Source organism: Vibrio salilacus, assembly GCF_002811245.1.
Classification (GTDB): Bacteria; Pseudomonadota; Gammaproteobacteria; order Enterobacterales; family Vibrionaceae; genus Vibrio; species Vibrio salilacus.
Genome location: NZ_NIVQ01000006.1, coordinates 1 through 19,172 on the forward strand (window position 1 = coordinate 1; position 19,172 = coordinate 19,172).

Here is a 19,172-nt window from a genome sequence, read left to right on the forward strand (position 1 = left end):
CTAAATGTGATCGTCAAATCGATCATTGATTTGATTAAAAAATGTTCGCGATCTCACCCTGGGATAGCAGACTTCAAAGCTAATATAGCAAGACTTTCAAGTGATAATAAATTAGCTTATTTTGACAAAACAGATCCTGTATCAATAATAAAAGGTAAAAGATTTGTTAACGAGAACTTTGCAGGTTTTGTTATTTCAAGTGATTCAAAAGCCTGTACTGCTTTATATTCAAATGGGAAAATTATTCATTTCCCACTAAAGAACAGCAAAATTGAAAAGAAAGAAAGCATCAGGCCTGTAGATGGTTTTAGTGAGTTCTTTGAATTAAAACAAGAAATACTAAATTCATATAAAAGTGGGAATATGGATGGAATGTTCATTGAAATATTAAGAGCTACTAATTTCTGGGGTGTTGACACACCAGAGAAAGACTACTCATTTGAATAACCCAAAATAGATTAAGAAAATATCATCTTAATCTATTTTTCTTTATTCTTCTACCTTTTCTTTCATTGAGCTCATCAGGATAGTTATTTGGCTTTAGCTCTGGAAAAAGATATTTATGCTGCTTTTTTCCTGGTTCTTTTTCCGGAGTGCCATAATTGAAAAAATTTTCAATTTTTTCTTTCAACTTTTCAACAACCTTATTCAGTTTGTTAATTTCACTATTTTGATACTCCACTTTTGCCTCTAGCTTTTTTACTTTATTACTCATTAAAAATATCTTATCTTTTTTTCTTCAAGTTCACTCTCTAAATTTAAAATATCACTTTCTAATTTATTACCATCCTCTACTTTTTCATTTATCATAGAGTAATAATCTTTGAGCTTTGTATGTTCTAGCTTAGAGCCCTTATTATATTTTAGTTTAGGCTCAATTTTTTTCATTTTTTTTAAGTAAGACTTTTGATAATCGGGCAATGTGCTTTTATTAAAAAGTTCACGAGCGGATAATCTACTATCGCCAGTAATTGGAACAATATGAGCGTGTACGTGCGGCGTTTTTTCATCAAGGTGCAACACAGCAGATACAAGATTATCACCAAACTCACTTATTAGCCATTCACGGGCACTTATTGCAAAGTCTTTTGTGTTCGTGTTGCTCTGAAAAAAGTCAGGCGATAGGCTTAATACAGCTTCAATACAAAGCACTGCGTTTTTTCTCGGGTTAATATCATTTTCTTCAAACTTCCGCTTTACATCTTTTACAACATTACCAGAACCACGTAATTTTTTGTTCATTATATTAGGGTTGGCGTTTGGTGTTTCTAAGTATCTATATACGTGAGAATTTGATAAGTTTAAATTATTATAATCTTTTATTTTTTCAAATCGTAATATTGTTTTTAATTCCATCTTAAATCTCCATGTTATTTTTTATAATAAATAATCCTTGATTATTTATACCCGCAGGGCGAACACAAACGAAGTTTGTATAGTGAGTATACAAACGTGTTTGTTCGTATATACACTAAACATATGACCATATATTATAATATTGTCAAATATTGGTGCTTTGACAATCACAATTAGCTAGATATCCACAACCGTTCCAACATCATTCCATAACTGTTCCAATCACATCACACAATAGTTCCAAGTTTATTCCGCAGCCGTTCCAAGATAAAAGGCTACACATTGAATTATTACTTTAAATATCAGATTATTTTGTCATTGATAAAACACCCTAATATATCTTTAAGCATTTTGTTTATTATTATTTTTAAAATACTAAAAGCCAATTGCGCTATGCGCCTTTCTGATAATCCGCACGTAGTGCGAATAAATAACTTCGATCACCTATTTACATTTGATAAATATATGATAAAAATATTACACAACCGTTCCAAAAAGAGGATATTATGAATAAATATAATGAACTACCACAATTACCAAAAGTTAAAAAAAACAAGTTAATAATTTTACTAAATCAAAATGCAGTTAGAGATACTAATTTCATAAGGTCATTTGGAAAACCAAGAGAATTTTATCTATTTTCTATATTGCTTCATAACGAAATAACTCGAACAAAAGAAAATAGAACAATTGAAATAAGCATAAAAGAACTACAAGAAAAGTATAAAATTTTTAGAGGGGAATCAAAATATGACTTAATGGATTTCTCAAATCAAATTAATAATGAAATATTTTCATATTTTGTTTTAGACAAAGAAAACGAGACCTTAAATTACAATGTCAAAACTGATTATTTTGATACTAATAGCAATACATTCTTTGTTAATGTCTGCTTATTGAAAAGACTAAAAATTCACTCTCAAAAAATCGCACTATATTTAATGAGCATGGGACCACACGCTAAGTATCTTCACCTTTCACATATTGCTAAGTTATTAGATATTGAAGGTAAGAGTCAGAGGTTAAAACAAAAATCAGCTAACATTGCCATAGAGACACTATCAAAGCATAATTTTATTAAAGATAGTAAATATGATCGAAGTAAGAAAATATTTTACTTCAAAATGGAAGATCTTAAATTAAAGGAAATAATTCAAGATCTTCCTGATTTCATTTAACAACAGATAAAAACATTGGTGTAAGCAACTTATTACCAAACTCACTCATATGATCACCATCGTAGTAAATAGGTCTACCGTCATAATCTCCATAGCAGGTGTTATTATCACAAAGATAAATCGTTGGATCTAATAGCGTAACATTACTTATTTCATTAGGTAATTTGTTAAATATATCTAACATTTCTTTATTCCGATCTATATAAAGAGATTTATCTACACCAATAGTATCTACTCCATGGCCTAATAGTAATGACCGACTAATTTTTTTAGGTACATTTACTCTCATTTCAGGTGTAGGTAATACGAGGTATACATCCCTATTATCATTTATTTCGTTCAGTGTTAATTTTAATGAATAATCTATTTCATTCAATAAATCTTTATTTAATTCCTCATAAATATGTTCTGAAAAGTAAATAGATGGTTTGGTATCTCTTATATCTTTAATTCTATCTGGATTTGATTGGCCTTTTATATAAGCAGAACTTCTGGCAACCCAAAAAACAGGCGTGTTGATATATTTTTCTTTTAATATTTTTAATCTACGCTCATTCTCTTCCAAACATTCCGCTCCGTGTTTAGTTGATTTTATACCCAAGATAAATGGACAACTTGATTTAGTAAGAGCTATTATTCCACTTTTTTCTAAATCAAAAGCACTGGATAACGATGTTGTTAATGCATCAGCGTGGCTATCCCCTACAATAATAGCCTTTATATTATTGGCATTACCTATATAACAAGGGAACTTTTCCTCTTCCATACACTTATATGGATTCTTATTAACTGCTTCATTTGATGCTAATATCACTTCATTATTATAATGCCATTCAAAACCACGACTTATAAATGTAATACTACCAAATAAACCTACAAAAATAACCATATACAATGGATAGCATTTTGTATAAGTAAATATTCCATTAAAATTATTCTTAAACTTAATACTCTCTATATATCTATTGCTAACAAAGCCAAGAATTACTGACAGGATAATACCAAAATATACAAACTGTTCATTTAGTTCAAAGTAGTATATGAAAACAACAAGAGGCCAATGCCAAAGATAAATTGAATAAGACCACTTACCTAATGATTGAACCACAATATTACCTGTTACAATACTGTCACTCCTTTGAGCTTGGATTAGTAAAAACGCACCGAGAACAGGAATTAAAGCTAAATAGCCTGGCCATAAGTTTTCTTTTGTAATAAAAATACAAGATAAAATTATTAGTGCTAAACCAAACGATTCAAAGACTTTCTTTTTATTCTCTACAAGTTTTAACGGGTAAAGGTATGCAACACCGCCAATCATCATTTCCCACGCTCTGGTAGGTAATAGATAGTAAGCAGGATTAGGCCATTTATAAGTAGCTACTACACAGAAGATAAAGCCCAACACCGTTCCAACTAAAACAGTCGCTTTCATAGCCTTTAATGACATAAACTTTCTCATAGCAACTAGGACTAATGGATAGATTATGTAGAACTGCCATTCAGCAGATAAAGACCAAGTATGTAAAAGCCACTTTTCGTGTGAAGCTGCGTCAAAGTAGCCCGACTCCCTCCAATATATGATATTGGATAAAAAGCCCATGCTACTGCCTGCGTGCTTTCCTAATGCTCTATAATCTAACGGAGTAAGATAGAACCAACCAAACACTAACAAGACCAGACAAAGAACTGCTAATGCAGGTATGATCCTGTTAGCTCTCGCAACATAAAACTTCAAAATAGAAAAGTTTTCTTGCTCAATCCCTCTGAATATTATCCCTGTCATTAAAAAACCAGAAATAACAAAAAACACGTCTACCCCTGCAAAACCGCCGGGCATCCAACTCGCATTAAAGTGAAATAGCACAACCGCTATTACTGCTATGGCTCTTAAACCATTTATATCTTTTCTGAACTGCACAAGCCTAAACCAACTGATTAAAATATTTGGTCGTATTTTATACTAATACTAAGGCAAGACAAGACAATTGATGAAAACTCAATACATTATAAAATCTCAATTTTATTCCTGTTAATCTTGCGTAGCACTGTGATCTATTTTGCGCCAACCAACGATGAGCACGTTAAACAGTTTTTGCTTGAGACGTTGATCAATAAGTGTCAATTACAAGACCGAGATTTGATTGCTCTCGTCGTCACTGAAGATGGTTTTACCCAACCTAAGTGGGTCAAATATGAGTTCAACCTCAATGAACTGTTTGCCGTTTACAATATTGAGCCGGGTTCGCACACTGCTGTGTTGATAGGTAAAGACGGGCATGAAAAATTGCGCTGGGGAAGTGCAACAGATTGGGAACAAGTCAAACGTGTGATCGATCGCATGCCAATGAGAAAACACGAGATGGCCACGAAAGCCAGTCCATGTTCAGCTTAGTTGTGGGTACAACAATAAATCGCCATTAATAAACCGCACCAAACATGTGTAAACCTCCACCCCGACGACTACGATCTTGCCGTCGGTGCCTTTGAAGATCATCTCGCGGGTAAACCGCTGCGGATGATGGGCACCCATACCGACATAGTATTGGGGTGTGTCTTTTCTCGGGCTCACACCACCGTTTTGAAGACATTTACCAACGCGCAGACAGTGCCATGTACAAAATTAAGAAGAATGGCAAAAACGGAGTAGCGGTGGTCGACTTAACCGCAACGCAGTAACATCTAAATCCTCCGTCAATAAAAAACGCACGGCTCAGTCAATAAAATCCAGATACAACAAAGCCAGTCACTAGGACTGGCTTTGTTAAGAAATGGAGGCGCGTCCCGGAGTCGAACCGAGGTCCACGGATTTGCAATCCGCTGCATAGCCACTCTGCCAACGCGCCTTTGTGCTCTATGAGCGAATAGATGGTGCCCCGGGCCGGACTTGAACCGGCACAGCGCGAACGCCGAGGGATTTTAAATCCCTTGTGTCTACCAATTCCACCACCAGGGCACACAAATTACTTTGTGATGCCGTTTAGTACGATAAACACCATCTAAAATTTAATAAAGAAAAGAAATGGAGGCGCGTCCCGGAGTCGAACCGAGGTCCACGGATTTGCAATCCGCTGCATAGCCACTCTGCCAACGCGCCCTTTTCTTTCAACGCGTTAGGTGACTCACCGTTGCGTTCGATGCATACTTTACGGATTGAGCGAGAAGAGTCAAACAAAAACATCACTTTTTATTTTGTTTGCTGAGTTTTGAACCAACATGCTGCTTGTTTGATCTAATCTAACGCTTTTTGAGCAGCAAAACCAAACCATTCAAGCAAGCAAAGCCCGCTGCGCCTTAGGTAACTTGTTCACAACAAGCTGGTACGAGCGTTGACACAAATCTTCAATCAGGCCATCTTCAACATCTCCTGGGTAATAAACCGTCACCCAATGGCGCTTGTTGGTGTGATAACCGGGAGTAATATCGGCAAACTGCGCGCTAAGCACTTCACCATCTTCTGGCATGACCTTCACCGTGACATACTCACGCCCTTCCCTGTGTGACAAAATGGCAAACATCTTACCTTTGATCTTGTAAACCCGTGCATCTGGCCCAAAAGGGTAATCCGCTTGCGCGCAGGTAAAAGTATCAAGAAACGTCGCTAATTGTTGATTATTCATGATGACGCCCAAAAGGAGCATAAAGCTCCTACTCAGATTATTACGCTTTAGCCACTAACGCAGGGCCATCAAACTCAATACCTTGCCAGCCATATTGCATAAAATTACGAATATTAGCGTGATTTACATTCTTATCCCGCCGTCTATTTCCAAGATCCGACCGCTGATGTAATCATTGTCGAAAATAAATTTAACCGTATTGGCTATTTCAGCGGTTTTTCCCATTCTGCCGACAGGAATCATTGCTTCAAGGCGTGCAATCGCTTCTGGTTTCATTTGCGCGGCCATTGGTGTTTCTATCACACCGGGCGCAATTGCCGCCGCTCGAATGCCGTAACGTGCTAACTCTTTCGCCCAAGTTGTTGCCAAAGTTGCGACTGCCGCTTTTGACGCCGCGTAGTTAGTTTGACCGATGTTTCCTGCTCTGGCGACACTAGAAATATTGATGATCACCCCTTGAGACTGAGTCTCTATCATTTGCACTGCCGCTTCCCGACCACACAAAAACGTTCCGGTAAGGTTAACGTCAATCACCGCATTAAACTGCTCAAGCGACATCTTCGACACCTGACCATCTTTGACTTTAACCAATAGTCCATCACGCAGTATCCCAGCGTTATTGACCAACCCATTCAATCGGCCAAAATCTGTGACAATGTCACTAAATATCTGTTCAACCTGCGCTTCTTGGGTTACATTCACTTGGTAGGTCAGTGCTTTGACACCCAACATTAAGCACTGACGCTTAGTATCATCAAGAGCCTTTTGATTGACGTCGAGCAGGGCTAATTCAGCGCCAGCGTGAGCCAGCGTCACCGCCATCATTTGCCCAAGCCCTTGCCCTGCGCCTGTAATCGCTATTACGCTTTGCTTTAAATCCATATCCTTTCCCTATCATGGCTGCTCTGAGCGATAAAACTCAAACAAACTCGAAAAGTCTAGCTCTTGATTACCGTTCATATTGTGAAATGCATACAAATTACGCGCTAAAGCGCCCATCGGCACTGAAGATTGACTTTGCGTGGCGGCTTCAAGGCCTAATCCTAAATCTTTGAGCATCAATTTACTCATAAATCCTGGCTGATAGTGGTTGGATGCCGGCGCATTTTCCATCACACCGGGACACGGATTATAAAGCTCAAGCGCCCAGTTTCGCCCTGAACTTTGTAGCATGATGTTAGACAGTACTTTTGGATCAAGTCCGTTGGCGATACCTAAGTTAAGCGCCTCACAGGTTCCTGCCATCAATATACCCAACATCAAGTTATTGCATATTTTCCCCATCTGACCACAACCACTGTCGCCAGCATGAAAGATGTTTTTTCCCATGTGTTTCAACACACACTCTGCGCGTATAAAAGCTTGCTCGCTGCCACCGACGATAAAAGTTAACGTACCGGCCGAGGCGCCAGTGACACCACCAGAAACAGGAGCATCGGCAAAATCAATACCGCGTTCTTTTGCCTTGGCTGCAACCAAGCGTGCAGACTTAGGATCAATGGTTGAAGAGTCGATCAACACCGTCGACTCACCAACATAATTGACAATACCTTGGCAGCCATTACCACCTAAGTAGACCGCTGTGACATGTTCACCAGCAGGCAACATGGTAACAACCGCATCAGCGCCCATCACTACCTGTTCTATCGAATCACACACCTTTGCGCCAGCGGCAGCGAGTGGTTTTGCCAACTCGGTTACCAAATCAAACACCTGAACCTTTAACCCTGCCGACAACAAGTTGTTGGCCATTGGCGCGCCCATATTTCCCAGTCCGATGAATGCTATCGTTTCCATGCGCACTTCTCCTTAATAATGACCTTACGTTAATCGTGACTTAACGTTAATAGTGGCCTAGCGTTGCCAAAGGGTGAGCTTCTTCAGGCCACAGTGAACGGCACATTTCATCGATAACTTGGGTCTCCACCGTTGCAACATTGGGATAGAGCCATTTAGGCTCACCATCTTTGTCGACCAATCGAGCTCTCACCCCTTCTTGGAATTCACCCAATAAGGTACTGCGAACCGACATAGTGATCTCTAAGCGAAAACAGTCTGCTAGTGATAGGTCACTGTATTGCGTCATCTGACGAAAGCACAAGTGGGCGGTAATCGGGCTGCCTAATGCCGAGTTTGATTTAGCCACCGCTAGCCATTCATCGTCCCCTTGAATCGCTTGGATATTATCAAGCACTTGAATCACATTATCGGCACTACAGGCTAAACGAATCTGACCCAAATACGGCACCATTTGCGCTTGTGGTTGATTGTCGACCTGCAATGCGAAGCCTTCAAGAAGCTCAGTGACCACTTCATAGACATCGTCGACACACTCCCAATCGGCCACCTGCAACTGCTCTATCAACTGCTGTTTATGCCTTGGCAAGGCAATGTGATCAGCAAGATGGATGGCAACGGCATCACTGGCATTAACCATCACGCCGGTCATACCTAAAAACATGCCAACACCGCTGTCTAAACGATTAAGAAACCAGGTTCCACCGACATCAGGATAGAGACCAATACTGACTTCCGGCATCGCTAAACGTGAATCAGGAGTCACGACTTTATGGCTTGAGCCCATGTAGAGCCCCATCCCTCCTCCCATGACAATGCCCTGCCCCCAAGCAATAATCGGCTTGCAGTAAGTATGGATCAGATAGTCACATTGATACTCGGTGGTAAAAAATTGGCCACAAAAATCTTGGATTTCCTCACGACTGCTGTCACGCATCACGCGGTGCATAGTGCGAACGTCACCTCCAGCGCAAAAGGCTTTTTCACCCGCACCTTCTAATAGTACACAAACTAGATTGTCGTCTTCATGCCACTTCTGAAGTTGTTGATGCAAACTCACCAGCATGTCTAAGGTTAGCGCGTTTAAAGACTTGGTATTGTCTAAGGTCGCAACGCCCACTTTATGCACCCCATTGCTACAGGGCAATTCAGAAAAATGAATGCTCTCACTCATGATTGTTCTCCTTCGCCCTAGCGGTTATTCCAGCGTGGTGGGCGTTTTTCAAGAAAGGCATTGACGCCCTCTTGTTGATCGTCGGTATCAAACAGTTGAGTAAACCGCTCCCTCTCTTTTTCCAATCCGTGAACAATTGGCCCAGAGCGAGCATGTTGAATAAGTGTTTTGCACGCAGCGACAGCCGGCGGGGCTTGATTGGCGACCTTTTCGGCAAGTTGAATGGCCGTTTTCAAAGCATCCCCCTGCGCGACCACCTCTTCCACCAAGCCGATCTCAAGAGCCTTGGCCGCGGTAAGTTGCTCACCACACAAAATAATTCGCTTAGCCCAACCCTCGCCAACCAACGCGGTAAGATTTTGCGTCCCCCCAGCACAAGGCAACAGACCAACTTTCGCCTCGGGCAGCGCCAGCTTGGCTTGCTGCTCTGCGATGCGAATATCACAAGCAAGCGCCGCTTCTAGTCCCCCACCCATCGCATAGCCATTAATTGCTGCGACAGAGACTCCGCGAAATGCGCTCAAGGTTTCAAACGCTTCGCCAAACACGCGCGCCATATCGGCAGCAACCTGCTTATCACCTGAAGAAAACAGGTTAAGATCGGCACCGGCTGAGAAAAACTTGTCGCCTTGACCGGTTATAACCAACGCATACACGGTTAATTGCTGATTAAGTGCGGTGATCAGTTGCTTGAGTTCAATCAGGCTATCACGCGTCCAAGTATTTGCAGGTGGATTAGTGATGGTCAGCACCGCAACGTGATTATCAATATAGTGTTCGATGCATCCTTGCTTTTGATTGGTCATATCTCTCTCCCTTTACAGTTGCTCAGCGCCATCAGCGAGTAATCTTCGGGCGACGATAAGGCGCATGATTTCGTTGGTGCCTTCTAAAATTTGGTGGACACGCACATCTCGAAAATAGCGCTCAAGCGGGTACTCTTTGATGTAGCCATAGCCGCCGTAAAGCTGTAGGGCCTGATCGCAGACCCGAAAACCGACGTCAGTTGCAAAACGTTTTGCCATCGCGCAATACGTACTGGCATCTGGGTGTTGGTTGTCGAGTTTACTTGCAGCCAAACGTACCATTTGCCGCGCCGCCACCAGCTCGGTGGCCATGTCTGCCAATGTAAACTGCAACGCCTGAAACTGGCCGAGCGGTTGACCAAACTGCTTGCGCTCTTTGAGATAACCGATAGCAAGATTAAGTGCTTGCTGCGCAGTGCCGAGCGAACAGGTGGCGATGTTAATGCGACCACCATCCAATCCTTTCATCGCGAAGACAAAACCTTGGCCCTCTGCGCCGAGTAAATTTTCTTTCGCCACCAAGACATTATCAAAACTGATACTGCGGGTTGGCTGAGAGTTCCAGCCCATTTTCGGCTCCTTACGCCCATAACTGATCCCTTGGCTATCGGCCGCAACGACAAACGCAGACACCCCCTTGGCTCCCTCATCACTGGTGCGTGCCATCACGACCAACACATCCGTTTCTCCGGCCCCTGAAATAAACACCTTGCTGCCATTGAGCAGATAACCATCGGCCACCTTCTTGGCACTGGTGGTCAACGATGCCGCATCTGATCCTGCGTTGGGCTCAGTTAAACAGTAAGAACCAAGCCACTCGCCACTAATAAGCTTAGGACAGAACTGCGTCGCGGCACGTTCGGTTGCAAAGCTGGCCACCATCCAGGTCACCATGTTGTGGATGGTCATAAAAGCGGTCGTTGAAGTGCAGCCCATCGCCAGTTGTTCAAAAATGATCGAGGCATCAAGGCGGCTCAAACCCAATCCCCCTTTTTCCTCTGGGGTGTAAAGGCTCAGAAAACCTAGCTCCCCCGCCTGGCGTAATACCGACTTGGGGAAAATTTTCTCTTCATCCCACTTGGCCGCATTGGGTTCGAGACTATCGCGAGCAAACTGCGCGGCGGTATCAGCAAAAGCGCGCTGATCTTGGTTGAGTTCGAAGTCCATATCGCCTCCTTAGCGCAGCTGAATCGACATGTTTGGGCCACTTGGCACATCATCATCAAACCAACGCGCAGTGACTGTTTTGGTCTCGGTATAAAAACGCACCGCTTGTTTGCCATACGCATGCAAGTCGCCATAAAAACTGCCACGCCAACCTGTAAACGAGAAAAACGGCAGCGGGACCGGAATCGGTACGTTAATACCAACTTGGCCGACCTGAATCTGGTGTTGGAATTTTCGCGCAGCACCACCGCTGGCGGTAAACAATGACGTTCCGTTGCCATATGGATTGCGATTAATTAGCTCGATAGCCTCATCAAGGCTCTGTACCTCAATACACACGAGAACCGGTCCGAAGATCTCTTGTTGATATAGCGACATCTCGGTGCTCACACCACGAAACAAGGTCGGGCCGAGCCAGTTGCCATCAGGGTGCCCCTCTACCTCACACTGAGTACCATCAAGCAAACAGTTGGCACCCTGTGTTTTTCCTTGCTCTATCAAAGAGACAACACGCAGCTTCGCTTCCCTGCTGATTAAAGGACCAAAGCCTGCATGCTCATCATCCCAAACCCCAGGCGTCACCTTGGCCATTTCACTGGCTAAATCGTCGATCCACTGGCTTGAATCACCGACAAATACCGCCACCGATATTGCCATACAGCGCTGACCCGCCGCACCCACCGATGCACCAACAAGGTTATTGATTACCTGAACTTTATTAGCATCAGGCATGATCACCATATGATTTTTCGCGCCAGCAAACGCTTGGACGCGCTTATTGTAAGACGTTGCTGTGTGATAGATGTATTTTGCAACCGGAACAGAACCGACAAATGAGACTGTTTTGATCTGCGGGTGTGCCAACAGGTAATCCACTTGCGCTTTAGCGCCATGAACAACTTGCAATACCCCTGGCGGCGCTCCGGCTTGGTCAAATAGCTCTGCTAATCTCATCGCGGTAAGGGGCACCTGCTCTGAGGGCTTAAGGATAAACGTGTTGCCCGCGGCGATGGCTAATGGAAACATCCACAGTGGGATCATGGCCGGAAAGTTAAAAGGCGTGATACCACAGCAGACACCGAGCGGTTGAATAAGTGAATAGCTGTCGATATCTGCCGCGACATTTTCAACCGTTTCACCCATCATATTACTGGCGATATTAGCCGCTTGCTCGACCACTTCGATACCTCGCCAAACATCTCCTTTCGCATCAAGAGTGGTTTTTCCGGTCTCTTTTGATACCAGCCACGCCAACTCATCATGATGCTGTTTTAATAAATGCTGATAACGCAGCATTAATCTTGCGCGATCGGAAACTGCGACCTCTTTCCACACACTAAAAGCCTGGCTTGCGCTCTCAATCGCACGTTCGATCTCATCACCTGTTGCACAAGGTAACTGCGCGATGATTTGATTATTGGCAGGATTGGTAACTTCAAGCCACTCATTGCTTTCAGACTGGCAGAACTCTCCACCGATAAATAAAGAGACTGGCTGTGTCATGATGATGTCCTTAATTGATTAAGCGATTACAAAGGAATTTCGACGGCAATCGCGGTTGCTTCGCCACCACCGATGCATATCGCCGCTATCCCTCTCATGGTTTTACGTTGAGTGGCATCATCATCGATTCCATAAGCTTGCAGCTGACGTAAACTGTAGATAAGCGTGGTGATAATTCTTGCTCCGCTGGCCCCGATCGGATGACCCAACGCGCATGCTCCACCTTTGATGTTGACTTTACTTGAATCTAAACCGAGCTCTTTAACCGCGATTTGCGCAACCACGGCGAAGGCTTCGTTAATTTCCCATAAATCAACGTCTTCAACGTCCCAGCCCAGTTTTGACAGCAAGGCTTCAATGGCGTAAACCGGAGCAACCGTAAATTCTTCAGGTAATCTAGCATGAGTCGCATGGCCTTTAATCACCGCAAGTGGCGCTACGCCATTTTGCTCGGCGAAGGCTTGCTCCATCACGATTAATGCCGCTGCACCGTCTGAAATCGCGCTTGAGTTGGCGGCAGTAATTGAGCCTTGCGGTGAGAATGCGGGTTTGAGTCTGGCGATTTTGGTCGCATCAATGGAGGGCGGTAGTTCATCAAAATCAAACCAGTCTAATGCACTTTCGCCCTGTTTTTCGCTTTCTATTGCCACCATTTCAGCGCTAAACATGCCCTGCGCCTGCGCGGCTAGCGCTCTTTGCAACGACTGTTCGGCCCAGTTGTCCATCTCTTGACGTGAGAAGTTAAGTGTATCGGCGATCCGCTGACCATAAACGCCCATCAGCTCACCTTGATAGGCATCTTGCAGCCCATCAAGAAACATATGATCAAACGTTGTTTTGTGCCCCATCCGCATACCGGCTCGCGACTCTTTGAGCAAATAAGGGGCATTCGACATGCTTTCCATTCCACCAGCAACCGCGCATCGAATTGAGCCACTGCGAATCAAATCATACGCCAACATCACGCTTTTCATTCCAGAACCGCACACCTTATTGATGGTCGAACATGGCACACTGTCAGGCAGGCCTGCTTTCAATGCGGCTTGACGTGCTGGCGCTTGGCCGCATCCGGCAGCAAGTACACAGCCCATAAATAGCTCATCGATTAGCTCCCCGTGAAGATTTGACTGCTCCGTCGCCGCGCGAATAGCAAACCCACCTAATTGTGGAGCCGAATAGCTCACGAGTTCGCCTTGAAAGCGCCCCATCGGTGTGCGTTTAGCCGCGACTATCCATATCTCATCCAGTTCCATCATAGCTCTCTTTGACCGCTAGATAATTTCTTGACGTTTACGTAAGCATAGCACTAACATTTACGTAAACGTCAACAAACCAAGAAAACTATTTTGCTTTACCAAATTGATGGAAAGTGACCGATTAGTAACCCAAGAAAGACGGACCCAGGAATCAAGGCTCAGTGGAAAAATATAAGATAAGTGAACTTGCGAAAGAATTTGATATTACAACTCGAAGTATCCGTTTTTACGAAGACGAAGGGTTAATTCAGCCTGAGCGAAAAGGCAGTATGCGGATGTACAACCGTCGAGATAAAACCCGACTCAAGCTCATTTTACGGGGTAAGCGCTTGGGGTTTTCTTTGGCGGAGATTCGTGAATTATTTGAACTGTATGATACTCGTCAAGGCAACACTCAGTTAAAAGAAATGCTGAAAATCATTGATGAGAAAGAAGCGTTGCTGATGCGACAGCTCGAAGACATAAATAACATGCTAGAAGACTTATCTGTCGCTCGCGCACGTTGTGAGCAGGCGCTTAAGTCACCACAACTTAACTAAGCATCAACGAATCGTCTTCGTCTATTTGGTTGATTGATTGGCTTACATTCATTCGGAGGCGTTATGTTTACTCATTATACCCCACTCAATTTTGGGCTGGATAACTCTATTAACATGCTGCGTGATCACGTTTATGGATTTGCACAGCAGCACATTGCGCCCCTCGCTCAAGAAATCGATCGCTCCAACACGTTCCCCAATCAACTTTGGCCTTTGATGGGAGAGATGGGCTTACTCGGCGTCACCGTCAGCGAACAATATGGCGGTGCCGAGATGGGGTATTTAGCCCACGCCATCGCCATGGAAGAGATAAGCCGAGCTTCCGCCTCGGTTGGACTCAGTTATGGCGCGCACTCCAATTTGTGTGTCAACCAAATTTTTCGTAACGGCACCACTGAGCAACAAACGACGTTCTTACCCAAATTGCTCGATGGCAGCTCGGTGGGCGCACTTGCAATGAGCGAACCCAACGCCGGCTCTGATGTTGTTAGCATGCAGCTTAAAGCAACGTTAAATAATGACCATTATCTTCTTAATGGCAGTAAAATGTGGATAACCAACGGGCCTGATGCCGATGTGATCGTGGTGTACGCTAAAACTGTGCCTGAGCAAGGGAGTCGTGGTATTACTGCATTCATTGTCGACAAAAATACCAGCCCTTTCCAAGCGGCGCAAAAGCTCGATAAGCTTGGCATGCGCGGTTCAAACACCTGCGAGCTAGTGTTTGAAAATTGCCCCGTTCCAGTAGAGAACGTGCTCGGTAAGATTAATCATGGTGTCGAAGTGCTGATGAGCGGCCTTGATTACGAACGTGTGGTCCTTGCCGCTGGCCCAGTCGGCATTATGCAAGCCTGTTTGGACTTGGTCGTGCCCTACATTCATGACCGCAAGCAGTTTGGCCGCTCAATTGGCGAGTTTCAATTGGTGCAAGGAAAAATGGCCGACATCTATACTCGAACCAACGCCGCCAGAGCTTATCTTTATGCGGTCGCAGCGGCCTGCGATAACGGTCACGCGACACGCAAAGACGCCGCTGGAGTAATTTTATACTGCGCCGAAACCGCAACCCAAATTGCATTAGATACCATTCAGCTTCTTGGCGGCAATGGCTACATCAACGAATTCCCCGCTGGACGTTTGCTGCGTGATGCTAAGTTGTATGAAATTGGTGCCGGTACGTCAGAAATTCGCCGTATGTTAATTGGTCGCGAACTGTTTGAAGAGTCTCGATAGGAGCATGTGATGCCAATCATTCAAAGTAAAATCAAACCTGACTCAGAGCTTTTTCAAAGCAACGTTGCAGCGATGTCAGCACTTGTCGCAACACTAAACACTGACATCCACACTATTTTACAAGGCGGTGGTGAAAGCGCTCAGCAACATCAAAAAGCAAAGGGCAAACTGCCAGTCCGAGAGAGAATTGATCTGTTACTCGACCAGCACAGCCCGTTTCTTGAAATCAGCCCATTCGCCGCTTGGAATGTTTACTCTGAAGCGGTTCCATGTGCGGGCATTGTCGCCGGAATTGGTCAGGTCAATAGCCATCCTTGCATGGTGATCGCCAATGATCCGACCGTCAAAGGCGGCACCTACTACCCTTTAACCGTAAAGAAACATCTACGTGCTCAAACGATTGCTCAACGCTGCAAAATCCCCTGCGTATATTTAGTCGATTCCGGCGGAGCCAATTTACCTCATCAAGCCGAGGTGTTTGCCGACAAAGAACATTTCGGCCGTATCTTCTTTAATCAAGCCAAGATGTCGAGTGAAGGTATCCCGCAAATTGCTGTCGTGCTTGGATTGTGCACTGCAGGCGGCGCCTACATACCAGCGATGTCAGATATTGCCATCATGGTCAAACAACAAGCGAGCATCTTTCTCGCCGGTCCCCCTTTAGTCAAAGCTGCCACAGGCGAAGTGGTCAGCGAAGAAGAACTTGGCGGCGCAGATGTCCATTGTCGTAAGTCTGGCGTCGCAGACTATTATGCAGAAAGTGAAGCGCACGCGATGGCACTTGCCCGTGAAGCTCTCGCCAATACTGGGCAAGACAGTCGCAAGCCTGTCGTTGATGTTGATAAGGTGGCATCTCCTCGCTATCCGGCAGAGGAGTTATACGGCATTGTTAACGCCAACTTAAGGCTTTCATTTGACGTTCGGGAAGTCATCGCCCGACTTGTTGATGACTCAGAATTCGACGAGTTCAAAGCGCTGTTTGGCACGACACTGGTGTGCGGATTTGCACGCATTGACGGATACTTAATCGGTATCTTAGCGAACAATGGCATCTTGTTTTCTGAATCAGCACAAAAAGGCGCGCACTTTATCGAACTGTGTGCCAAGCGCCATATCCCGTTACTTTTTTTACAAAACATCACCGGATTTATGGTGGGAAAAAGAGTCGAAGAAGGCGGCATTGCTAAACACGGCGCTAAGCTGGTGATGGCAGTGGCGTGCGCCGAAGTACCCAAGTTTACCGTTGTTATTGGCGGTTCATATGGGGCGGGTAACTACGCAATGTGTGGCCGTGCTTACGATCCTACCATGATGTGGATGTGGCCCAATGCACGCATTTCAGTGATGGGAGGTGAACAAGCCGCTGGTGTGCTCACTGAAGTAAAAAATCACGTCATGCAACGCAATGAAACGCCATGGCCCGAGAGCGAACAGCAGCAGTTTCGACAAGAGATCCTCGACTTATATGAACAACAAGGACACCCGTACTACGCCAGCGCAAGGCTGTGGGATGATGGCATTATCGATCCTAAAGAGACCCGCAATGTATTGGCTCAAGCTCTGAATGCGACTTCACAATCTGACACAACAGTCAGTCAATTTGGCATATTTAGGATGTAGTCATGTCAGTGAAACATTACGCCAATTATCAACACATTGAATGTCAGCTCAACGGTGAAGGTATCGCACAGTTGATACTGAATCGGCCACAATGCGCCAACGCATTTAACGACCAGATGATCGCCGAACTTATCTCTGCTATCGACCAACTCGCAAGTGATAAAGCAGTGCGTGGACTGCTGCTTTGTGGTCATGGTAAACACTTCTCTGCAGGCGCCGACATCACTTGGATGCGCTCTATGCTTAATAAAAGTCAACAAGACAATCAGCTTGATGCCTACCAATTGGCAACACTTCTGGCAAAACTTGACCAATTTCCTCACCCGACGGTTGCTGCAGTGCAAGGTTGCGCATTTGGCGGTGCCTTAGGCTTGATATGTTGCTGTGACATGGTCTTTGCTGCCGATCACAGTCAGTTTTGTTTAAGTGAAGTTAAGCTAGGGTTAGTCCCTGCCACTATTGCGCCGTACGTGATCCGAGCGATAGGCATTCGTCAGGCCCGGCGCTATATGTTGTCTGCTGAGCCTATCAACAGCCAAACGGCGCAGCACATTCATCTAGTCCATGAGTTAGCCGCGAGCGAACACCTTGCTTTAAGTAGTCACGCATGGCTGATGTCGACCATAAACCACAGTCCAAATGCCTTAACCACAACCAAACGTCTGTGTGACCACTGTCATCACCAACCCATTGATGACGCCTTACTGCGCTATACAAGCGAATTAATCGCCAAGATTCGCGTTTCTCAGCAAGGGCAAGAAGGGCTCACAGCCTTTCTAGAGAAACGGCCACCCAATTGGTAGTGCGCGACTAGCAACTAAGGAGCAACGCATGAATAATCCGCTAGCAAGTAAGCACCTTCCATCCTCTGTAACTGTTGTCGAAGTGGGCCCCCGCGATGGATTACAAGGTGAGCGTTCTCTGCCTATTGCCAGTAAAATCGAGTTCATCAATCAACTATCACGGGCGGGTCTCACTCATATTGAATCAGGTGCCTTTGTCGCCAAACATCGCGTACCGCAAATGGCCGACTCAAAACAAGTTCTGCAAGGGATCTCGCGCCAACTAGGGGTGCGTTATTCTGCGCTCACGCCTAATAGGCAAGGCTTGGAGGCTGCGATAGAGAGCCAAGTTTCTGAAGTTGCGGTATTTACTTCAGCTTCTGAAGGATTTTGCCAACGCAATATTCATTGTTCCGTCGAGGCCAGTCTCGCGCGCTTTGAGGACGTAATTGCGTTGGCGTCTCAATATCATATCCCAGTGCGCGGTTATCTTTCTTGTGTCATCGACTGCCCTTACGATGGTGCTACTCTACCTGACAAAGTGGCCCAGCTTAGCCAGACCATGTTAGAGATGGGTTGTTATCAGGTATCACTCGGCGACACGATAGGAACAGCAACACCACATCGTATTGCGACCATGCTAGAGGCCGTACTAAACATCGCAGATCCAGACGCCATCGCCGTACATTTTCATGACACATATGGTCAAGCACTTGCCAATATTTATCAGGCACTTACGATGGGAATTCATGTCATTGACTCTAGCACCGCTGGACTCGGCGGCTGCCCATATGCCAAAGGCGCTGCTGGTAACGTTGCTACCGAGGATGTGCTCTATCTTTGTCACGGTTTAGGTATAACAACTGGGGTTTCCCTTGATAACGTGGTGAGTGCGGCGTGGTATATCTGTGGCCAATTAAACAAACTTCCCAGCTCTAAGGTTTCATTAGCATTTAAACGCAATTGAAATGAGTAATTATGTGTTTAAACTCCAATTTTTCGACCTTCAAACTAAAAAATACGTGAGTTAGTGCTGTGAAAAGTGTTTACTAGCAGGCTTGAAGATTTGAACTAAGGTCACAAGACCCCGATCAGATTGTTGGCTATTTAGACAAAACCACCATTTTCAAGGCTAGCGACT

The 19,172-nt window shown here is 44.6% G+C and carries 20 protein-coding genes, 3 tRNA genes and 2 pseudogenes; 10 read left to right on the forward strand and 15 right to left on the reverse strand.

All coding sequences use genetic code 11. From position 1 onward, the window contains the following. A partial coding sequence (locus CDZ87_RS05620; protein WP_157806448.1) for a hypothetical protein occupies positions 1 to 447 on the forward strand: 447 nt, incomplete at its 5' end. 22 nt (positions 448 to 469) lie between these two features. Here CDZ87_RS05620 and CDZ87_RS05625 read toward each other — a convergent pair. Both CDZ87_RS05625 and mobV read right to left on the reverse strand, forming a co-directional pair. Further along, positions 470 to 715 carry a hypothetical protein gene (locus CDZ87_RS05625; protein ID WP_100752571.1) on the reverse strand — a complete coding sequence of 82 codons (246 nt, stop codon included), beginning with the start codon at positions 713 to 715 and terminating at the stop codon, positions 470 to 472. Beyond that, positions 715 to 1,356, reverse strand: coding sequence for a MobV family relaxase (mobV, locus tag CDZ87_RS05630; RefSeq protein WP_100752572.1), 642 nt, complete (start codon positions 1,354 to 1,356; stop codon positions 715 to 717). Before mobV ends, CDZ87_RS05625 begins: the two co-directional genes overlap by 1 nt. Before the next feature lie 506 nt (positions 1,357 to 1,862). Here mobV and CDZ87_RS05635 point away from each other — a divergent pair. Beyond that, positions 1,863 to 2,534 carry a hypothetical protein gene (locus tag CDZ87_RS05635; RefSeq protein ID WP_100752573.1) on the forward strand — a complete coding sequence of 224 codons (672 nt, stop codon included), beginning with the start codon at positions 1,863 to 1,865 and terminating at the stop codon, positions 2,532 to 2,534. Here CDZ87_RS05635 and CDZ87_RS05640 read toward each other — a convergent pair. Then, positions 2,527 to 4,455, reverse strand: coding sequence for an acyltransferase family protein (locus CDZ87_RS05640; protein ID WP_100752574.1), 1,929 nt, complete (start codon positions 4,453 to 4,455; stop codon positions 2,527 to 2,529). The genes CDZ87_RS05635 and CDZ87_RS05640 overlap by 8 nt on opposite strands. 126 nt (positions 4,456 to 4,581) lie before the next feature. On the opposite strand from CDZ87_RS05640, the pseudogene CDZ87_RS05645 reads away from it, so the two are divergent. The 3 genes and pseudogenes from CDZ87_RS05645 to CDZ87_RS05650 form a co-directional block, all read left to right on the forward strand. After that, positions 4,582 to 4,929: pseudogene (locus CDZ87_RS05645) on the forward strand (DUF4174 domain-containing protein); the annotation flags it as partial. Positions 4,930 to 4,980: 51 nt separating this feature from the next. Then, a pseudogene (locus CDZ87_RS17550) lies at positions 4,981 to 5,076 on the forward strand (diguanylate cyclase); the annotation flags it as partial. A gap of 8 nt (positions 5,077 to 5,084) precedes the next feature. Next, the gene (locus CDZ87_RS05650; protein WP_245834652.1) at positions 5,085 to 5,213 is read left to right on the forward strand and encodes a hypothetical protein; all 129 of its coding nucleotides are present in this window, start codon (positions 5,085 to 5,087) and stop codon (positions 5,211 to 5,213) included. 93 nt (positions 5,214 to 5,306) lie between these two features. Here the strand turns inward: CDZ87_RS05650 and CDZ87_RS05655 are convergent. From CDZ87_RS05655 to CDZ87_RS05710, 12 genes are all read right to left on the reverse strand, one after another. Then, a tRNA-Cys gene (locus CDZ87_RS05655) sits at positions 5,307 to 5,380 on the reverse strand. A gap of 23 nt (positions 5,381 to 5,403) precedes the next feature. Further along, positions 5,404 to 5,490 (reverse strand) — tRNA-Leu (locus tag CDZ87_RS05660). Between the two features lie 67 nt (positions 5,491 to 5,557). Continuing rightward, positions 5,558 to 5,631: transfer RNA gene (locus tag CDZ87_RS05665), tRNA-Cys, on the reverse strand. Between the two features lie 172 nt (positions 5,632 to 5,803). Next, positions 5,804 to 6,154, reverse strand: coding sequence for an MmcQ/YjbR family DNA-binding protein (locus tag CDZ87_RS05670; RefSeq protein ID WP_100752743.1), 351 nt, complete (start codon positions 6,152 to 6,154; stop codon positions 5,804 to 5,806). A 40-nt stretch (positions 6,155 to 6,194) separates the two neighbouring features. Further along, positions 6,195 to 6,254, reverse strand: coding sequence for a hypothetical protein (locus CDZ87_RS05675; RefSeq protein ID WP_245834658.1), 60 nt, complete (start codon positions 6,252 to 6,254; stop codon positions 6,195 to 6,197). 23 nt (positions 6,255 to 6,277) lie between these two features. After that, positions 6,278 to 7,036 carry an SDR family oxidoreductase gene (locus CDZ87_RS05680; RefSeq protein WP_100752577.1) on the reverse strand — a complete coding sequence of 253 codons (759 nt, stop codon included), beginning with the start codon at positions 7,034 to 7,036 and terminating at the stop codon, positions 6,278 to 6,280. Positions 7,037 to 7,048: 12 nt separating this feature from the next. Further along, entirely contained in the window at positions 7,049 to 7,951 is a 903-nt protein-coding gene (mmsB, locus tag CDZ87_RS05685; RefSeq protein ID WP_100752578.1) for a 3-hydroxyisobutyrate dehydrogenase, read from the reverse strand. Positions 7,952 to 7,997: 46 nt separating this feature from the next. Further along, a complete protein-coding gene (locus CDZ87_RS05690) occupies positions 7,998 to 9,125 on the reverse strand; it encodes an enoyl-CoA hydratase/isomerase family protein (protein ID WP_100752579.1) in 1,128 nt (375 codons plus the stop codon). Between the two features lie 17 nt (positions 9,126 to 9,142). Then, complete coding sequence (locus CDZ87_RS05695; protein WP_100752580.1) at positions 9,143 to 9,931, reverse strand: enoyl-CoA hydratase; 789 nt, start codon at positions 9,929 to 9,931, stop codon at positions 9,143 to 9,145. 12 nt (positions 9,932 to 9,943) lie between these two features. Further along, the gene (locus CDZ87_RS05700) at positions 9,944 to 11,098 is read right to left on the reverse strand and encodes an acyl-CoA dehydrogenase family protein (protein ID WP_100752581.1); all 1,155 of its coding nucleotides are present in this window, start codon (positions 11,096 to 11,098) and stop codon (positions 9,944 to 9,946) included. A gap of 9 nt (positions 11,099 to 11,107) precedes the next feature. Beyond that, on the reverse strand, positions 11,108 to 12,601 hold the full coding sequence (locus CDZ87_RS05705) for a CoA-acylating methylmalonate-semialdehyde dehydrogenase (protein ID WP_100752582.1): 1,494 nt from the start codon (positions 12,599 to 12,601) through the stop codon (positions 11,108 to 11,110). Between the two features lie 26 nt (positions 12,602 to 12,627). Beyond that, positions 12,628 to 13,854 (reverse strand): thiolase family protein, encoded by a 1,227-nt coding sequence (locus CDZ87_RS05710; protein ID WP_100752583.1) that lies wholly within the window; start codon positions 13,852 to 13,854, stop codon positions 12,628 to 12,630. 164 nt (positions 13,855 to 14,018) lie between these two features. On the opposite strand from CDZ87_RS05710, the gene CDZ87_RS05715 reads away from it, so the two are divergent. From CDZ87_RS05715 to CDZ87_RS05735, 5 genes are all read left to right on the forward strand, one after another. Next, on the forward strand, positions 14,019 to 14,396 hold the full coding sequence (locus tag CDZ87_RS05715) for a MerR family transcriptional regulator (RefSeq protein WP_100752584.1): 378 nt from the start codon (positions 14,019 to 14,021) through the stop codon (positions 14,394 to 14,396). Between the two features lie 63 nt (positions 14,397 to 14,459). Beyond that, positions 14,460 to 15,629, forward strand: coding sequence for an isovaleryl-CoA dehydrogenase (locus tag CDZ87_RS05720; RefSeq protein ID WP_100752585.1), 1,170 nt, complete (start codon positions 14,460 to 14,462; stop codon positions 15,627 to 15,629). Between the two features lie 9 nt (positions 15,630 to 15,638). Further along, complete coding sequence (locus CDZ87_RS05725) at positions 15,639 to 17,249, forward strand: carboxyl transferase domain-containing protein (RefSeq protein ID WP_100752586.1); 1,611 nt, start codon at positions 15,639 to 15,641, stop codon at positions 17,247 to 17,249. 2 nt (positions 17,250 to 17,251) lie between these two features. After that, complete coding sequence (locus tag CDZ87_RS05730) at positions 17,252 to 18,052, forward strand: enoyl-CoA hydratase-related protein (RefSeq protein ID WP_100752587.1); 801 nt, start codon at positions 17,252 to 17,254, stop codon at positions 18,050 to 18,052. A gap of 28 nt (positions 18,053 to 18,080) precedes the next feature. After that, the gene (locus tag CDZ87_RS05735; RefSeq protein ID WP_100752588.1) at positions 18,081 to 18,998 is read left to right on the forward strand and encodes a hydroxymethylglutaryl-CoA lyase; all 918 of its coding nucleotides are present in this window, start codon (positions 18,081 to 18,083) and stop codon (positions 18,996 to 18,998) included. Positions 18,999 to 19,172 lie beyond the last annotated feature (174 nt).

What these genes read in the sequence shown, in the direction of transcription:
- mobV (WP_100752572.1), bottom strand. Translation starts at nt 1,356, where the DNA reads ATGGAATTAAAAACAATATTACGATTTGAAAAAATAAAAGATTATAAT.
- CDZ87_RS05720 (WP_100752585.1), top strand. Translation starts at nt 14,460, where the DNA reads ATGTTTACTCATTATACCCCACTCAATTTTGGGCTGGATAACTCTATT.
- CDZ87_RS05735 (WP_100752588.1), top strand. Translation starts at nt 18,081, where the DNA reads ATGAATAATCCGCTAGCAAGTAAGCACCTTCCATCCTCTGTAACTGTT.
- CDZ87_RS05730 (WP_100752587.1), top strand. Translation starts at nt 17,252, where the DNA reads ATGTCAGTGAAACATTACGCCAATTATCAACACATTGAATGTCAGCTC.
- CDZ87_RS05690 (WP_100752579.1), bottom strand. Translation starts at nt 9,125, where the DNA reads ATGAGTGAGAGCATTCATTTTTCTGAATTGCCCTGTAGCAATGGGGTG.
- CDZ87_RS05710 (WP_100752583.1), bottom strand. Translation starts at nt 13,854, where the DNA reads ATGGAACTGGATGAGATATGGATAGTCGCGGCTAAACGCACACCGATG.
- CDZ87_RS05670 (WP_100752743.1), bottom strand. Translation starts at nt 6,154, where the DNA reads ATGAATAATCAACAATTAGCGACGTTTCTTGATACTTTTACCTGCGCG.
- CDZ87_RS05700 (WP_100752581.1), bottom strand. Translation starts at nt 11,098, where the DNA reads ATGGACTTCGAACTCAACCAAGATCAGCGCGCTTTTGCTGATACCGCC.
- CDZ87_RS05695 (WP_100752580.1), bottom strand. Translation starts at nt 9,931, where the DNA reads ATGACCAATCAAAAGCAAGGATGCATCGAACACTATATTGATAATCAC.
- mmsB (WP_100752578.1), bottom strand. Translation starts at nt 7,951, where the DNA reads ATGGAAACGATAGCATTCATCGGACTGGGAAATATGGGCGCGCCAATG.
- CDZ87_RS05680 (WP_100752577.1), bottom strand. Translation starts at nt 7,036, where the DNA reads ATGGATTTAAAGCAAAGCGTAATAGCGATTACAGGCGCAGGGCAAGGG.
- CDZ87_RS05705 (WP_100752582.1), bottom strand. Translation starts at nt 12,601, where the DNA reads ATGACACAGCCAGTCTCTTTATTTATCGGTGGAGAGTTCTGCCAGTCT.
- CDZ87_RS05635 (WP_100752573.1), top strand. Translation starts at nt 1,863, where the DNA reads ATGAATAAATATAATGAACTACCACAATTACCAAAAGTTAAAAAAAAC.
- CDZ87_RS05725 (WP_100752586.1), top strand. Translation starts at nt 15,639, where the DNA reads ATGCCAATCATTCAAAGTAAAATCAAACCTGACTCAGAGCTTTTTCAA.
- CDZ87_RS05625 (WP_100752571.1), bottom strand. Translation starts at nt 715, where the DNA reads ATGAGTAATAAAGTAAAAAAGCTAGAGGCAAAAGTGGAGTATCAAAAT.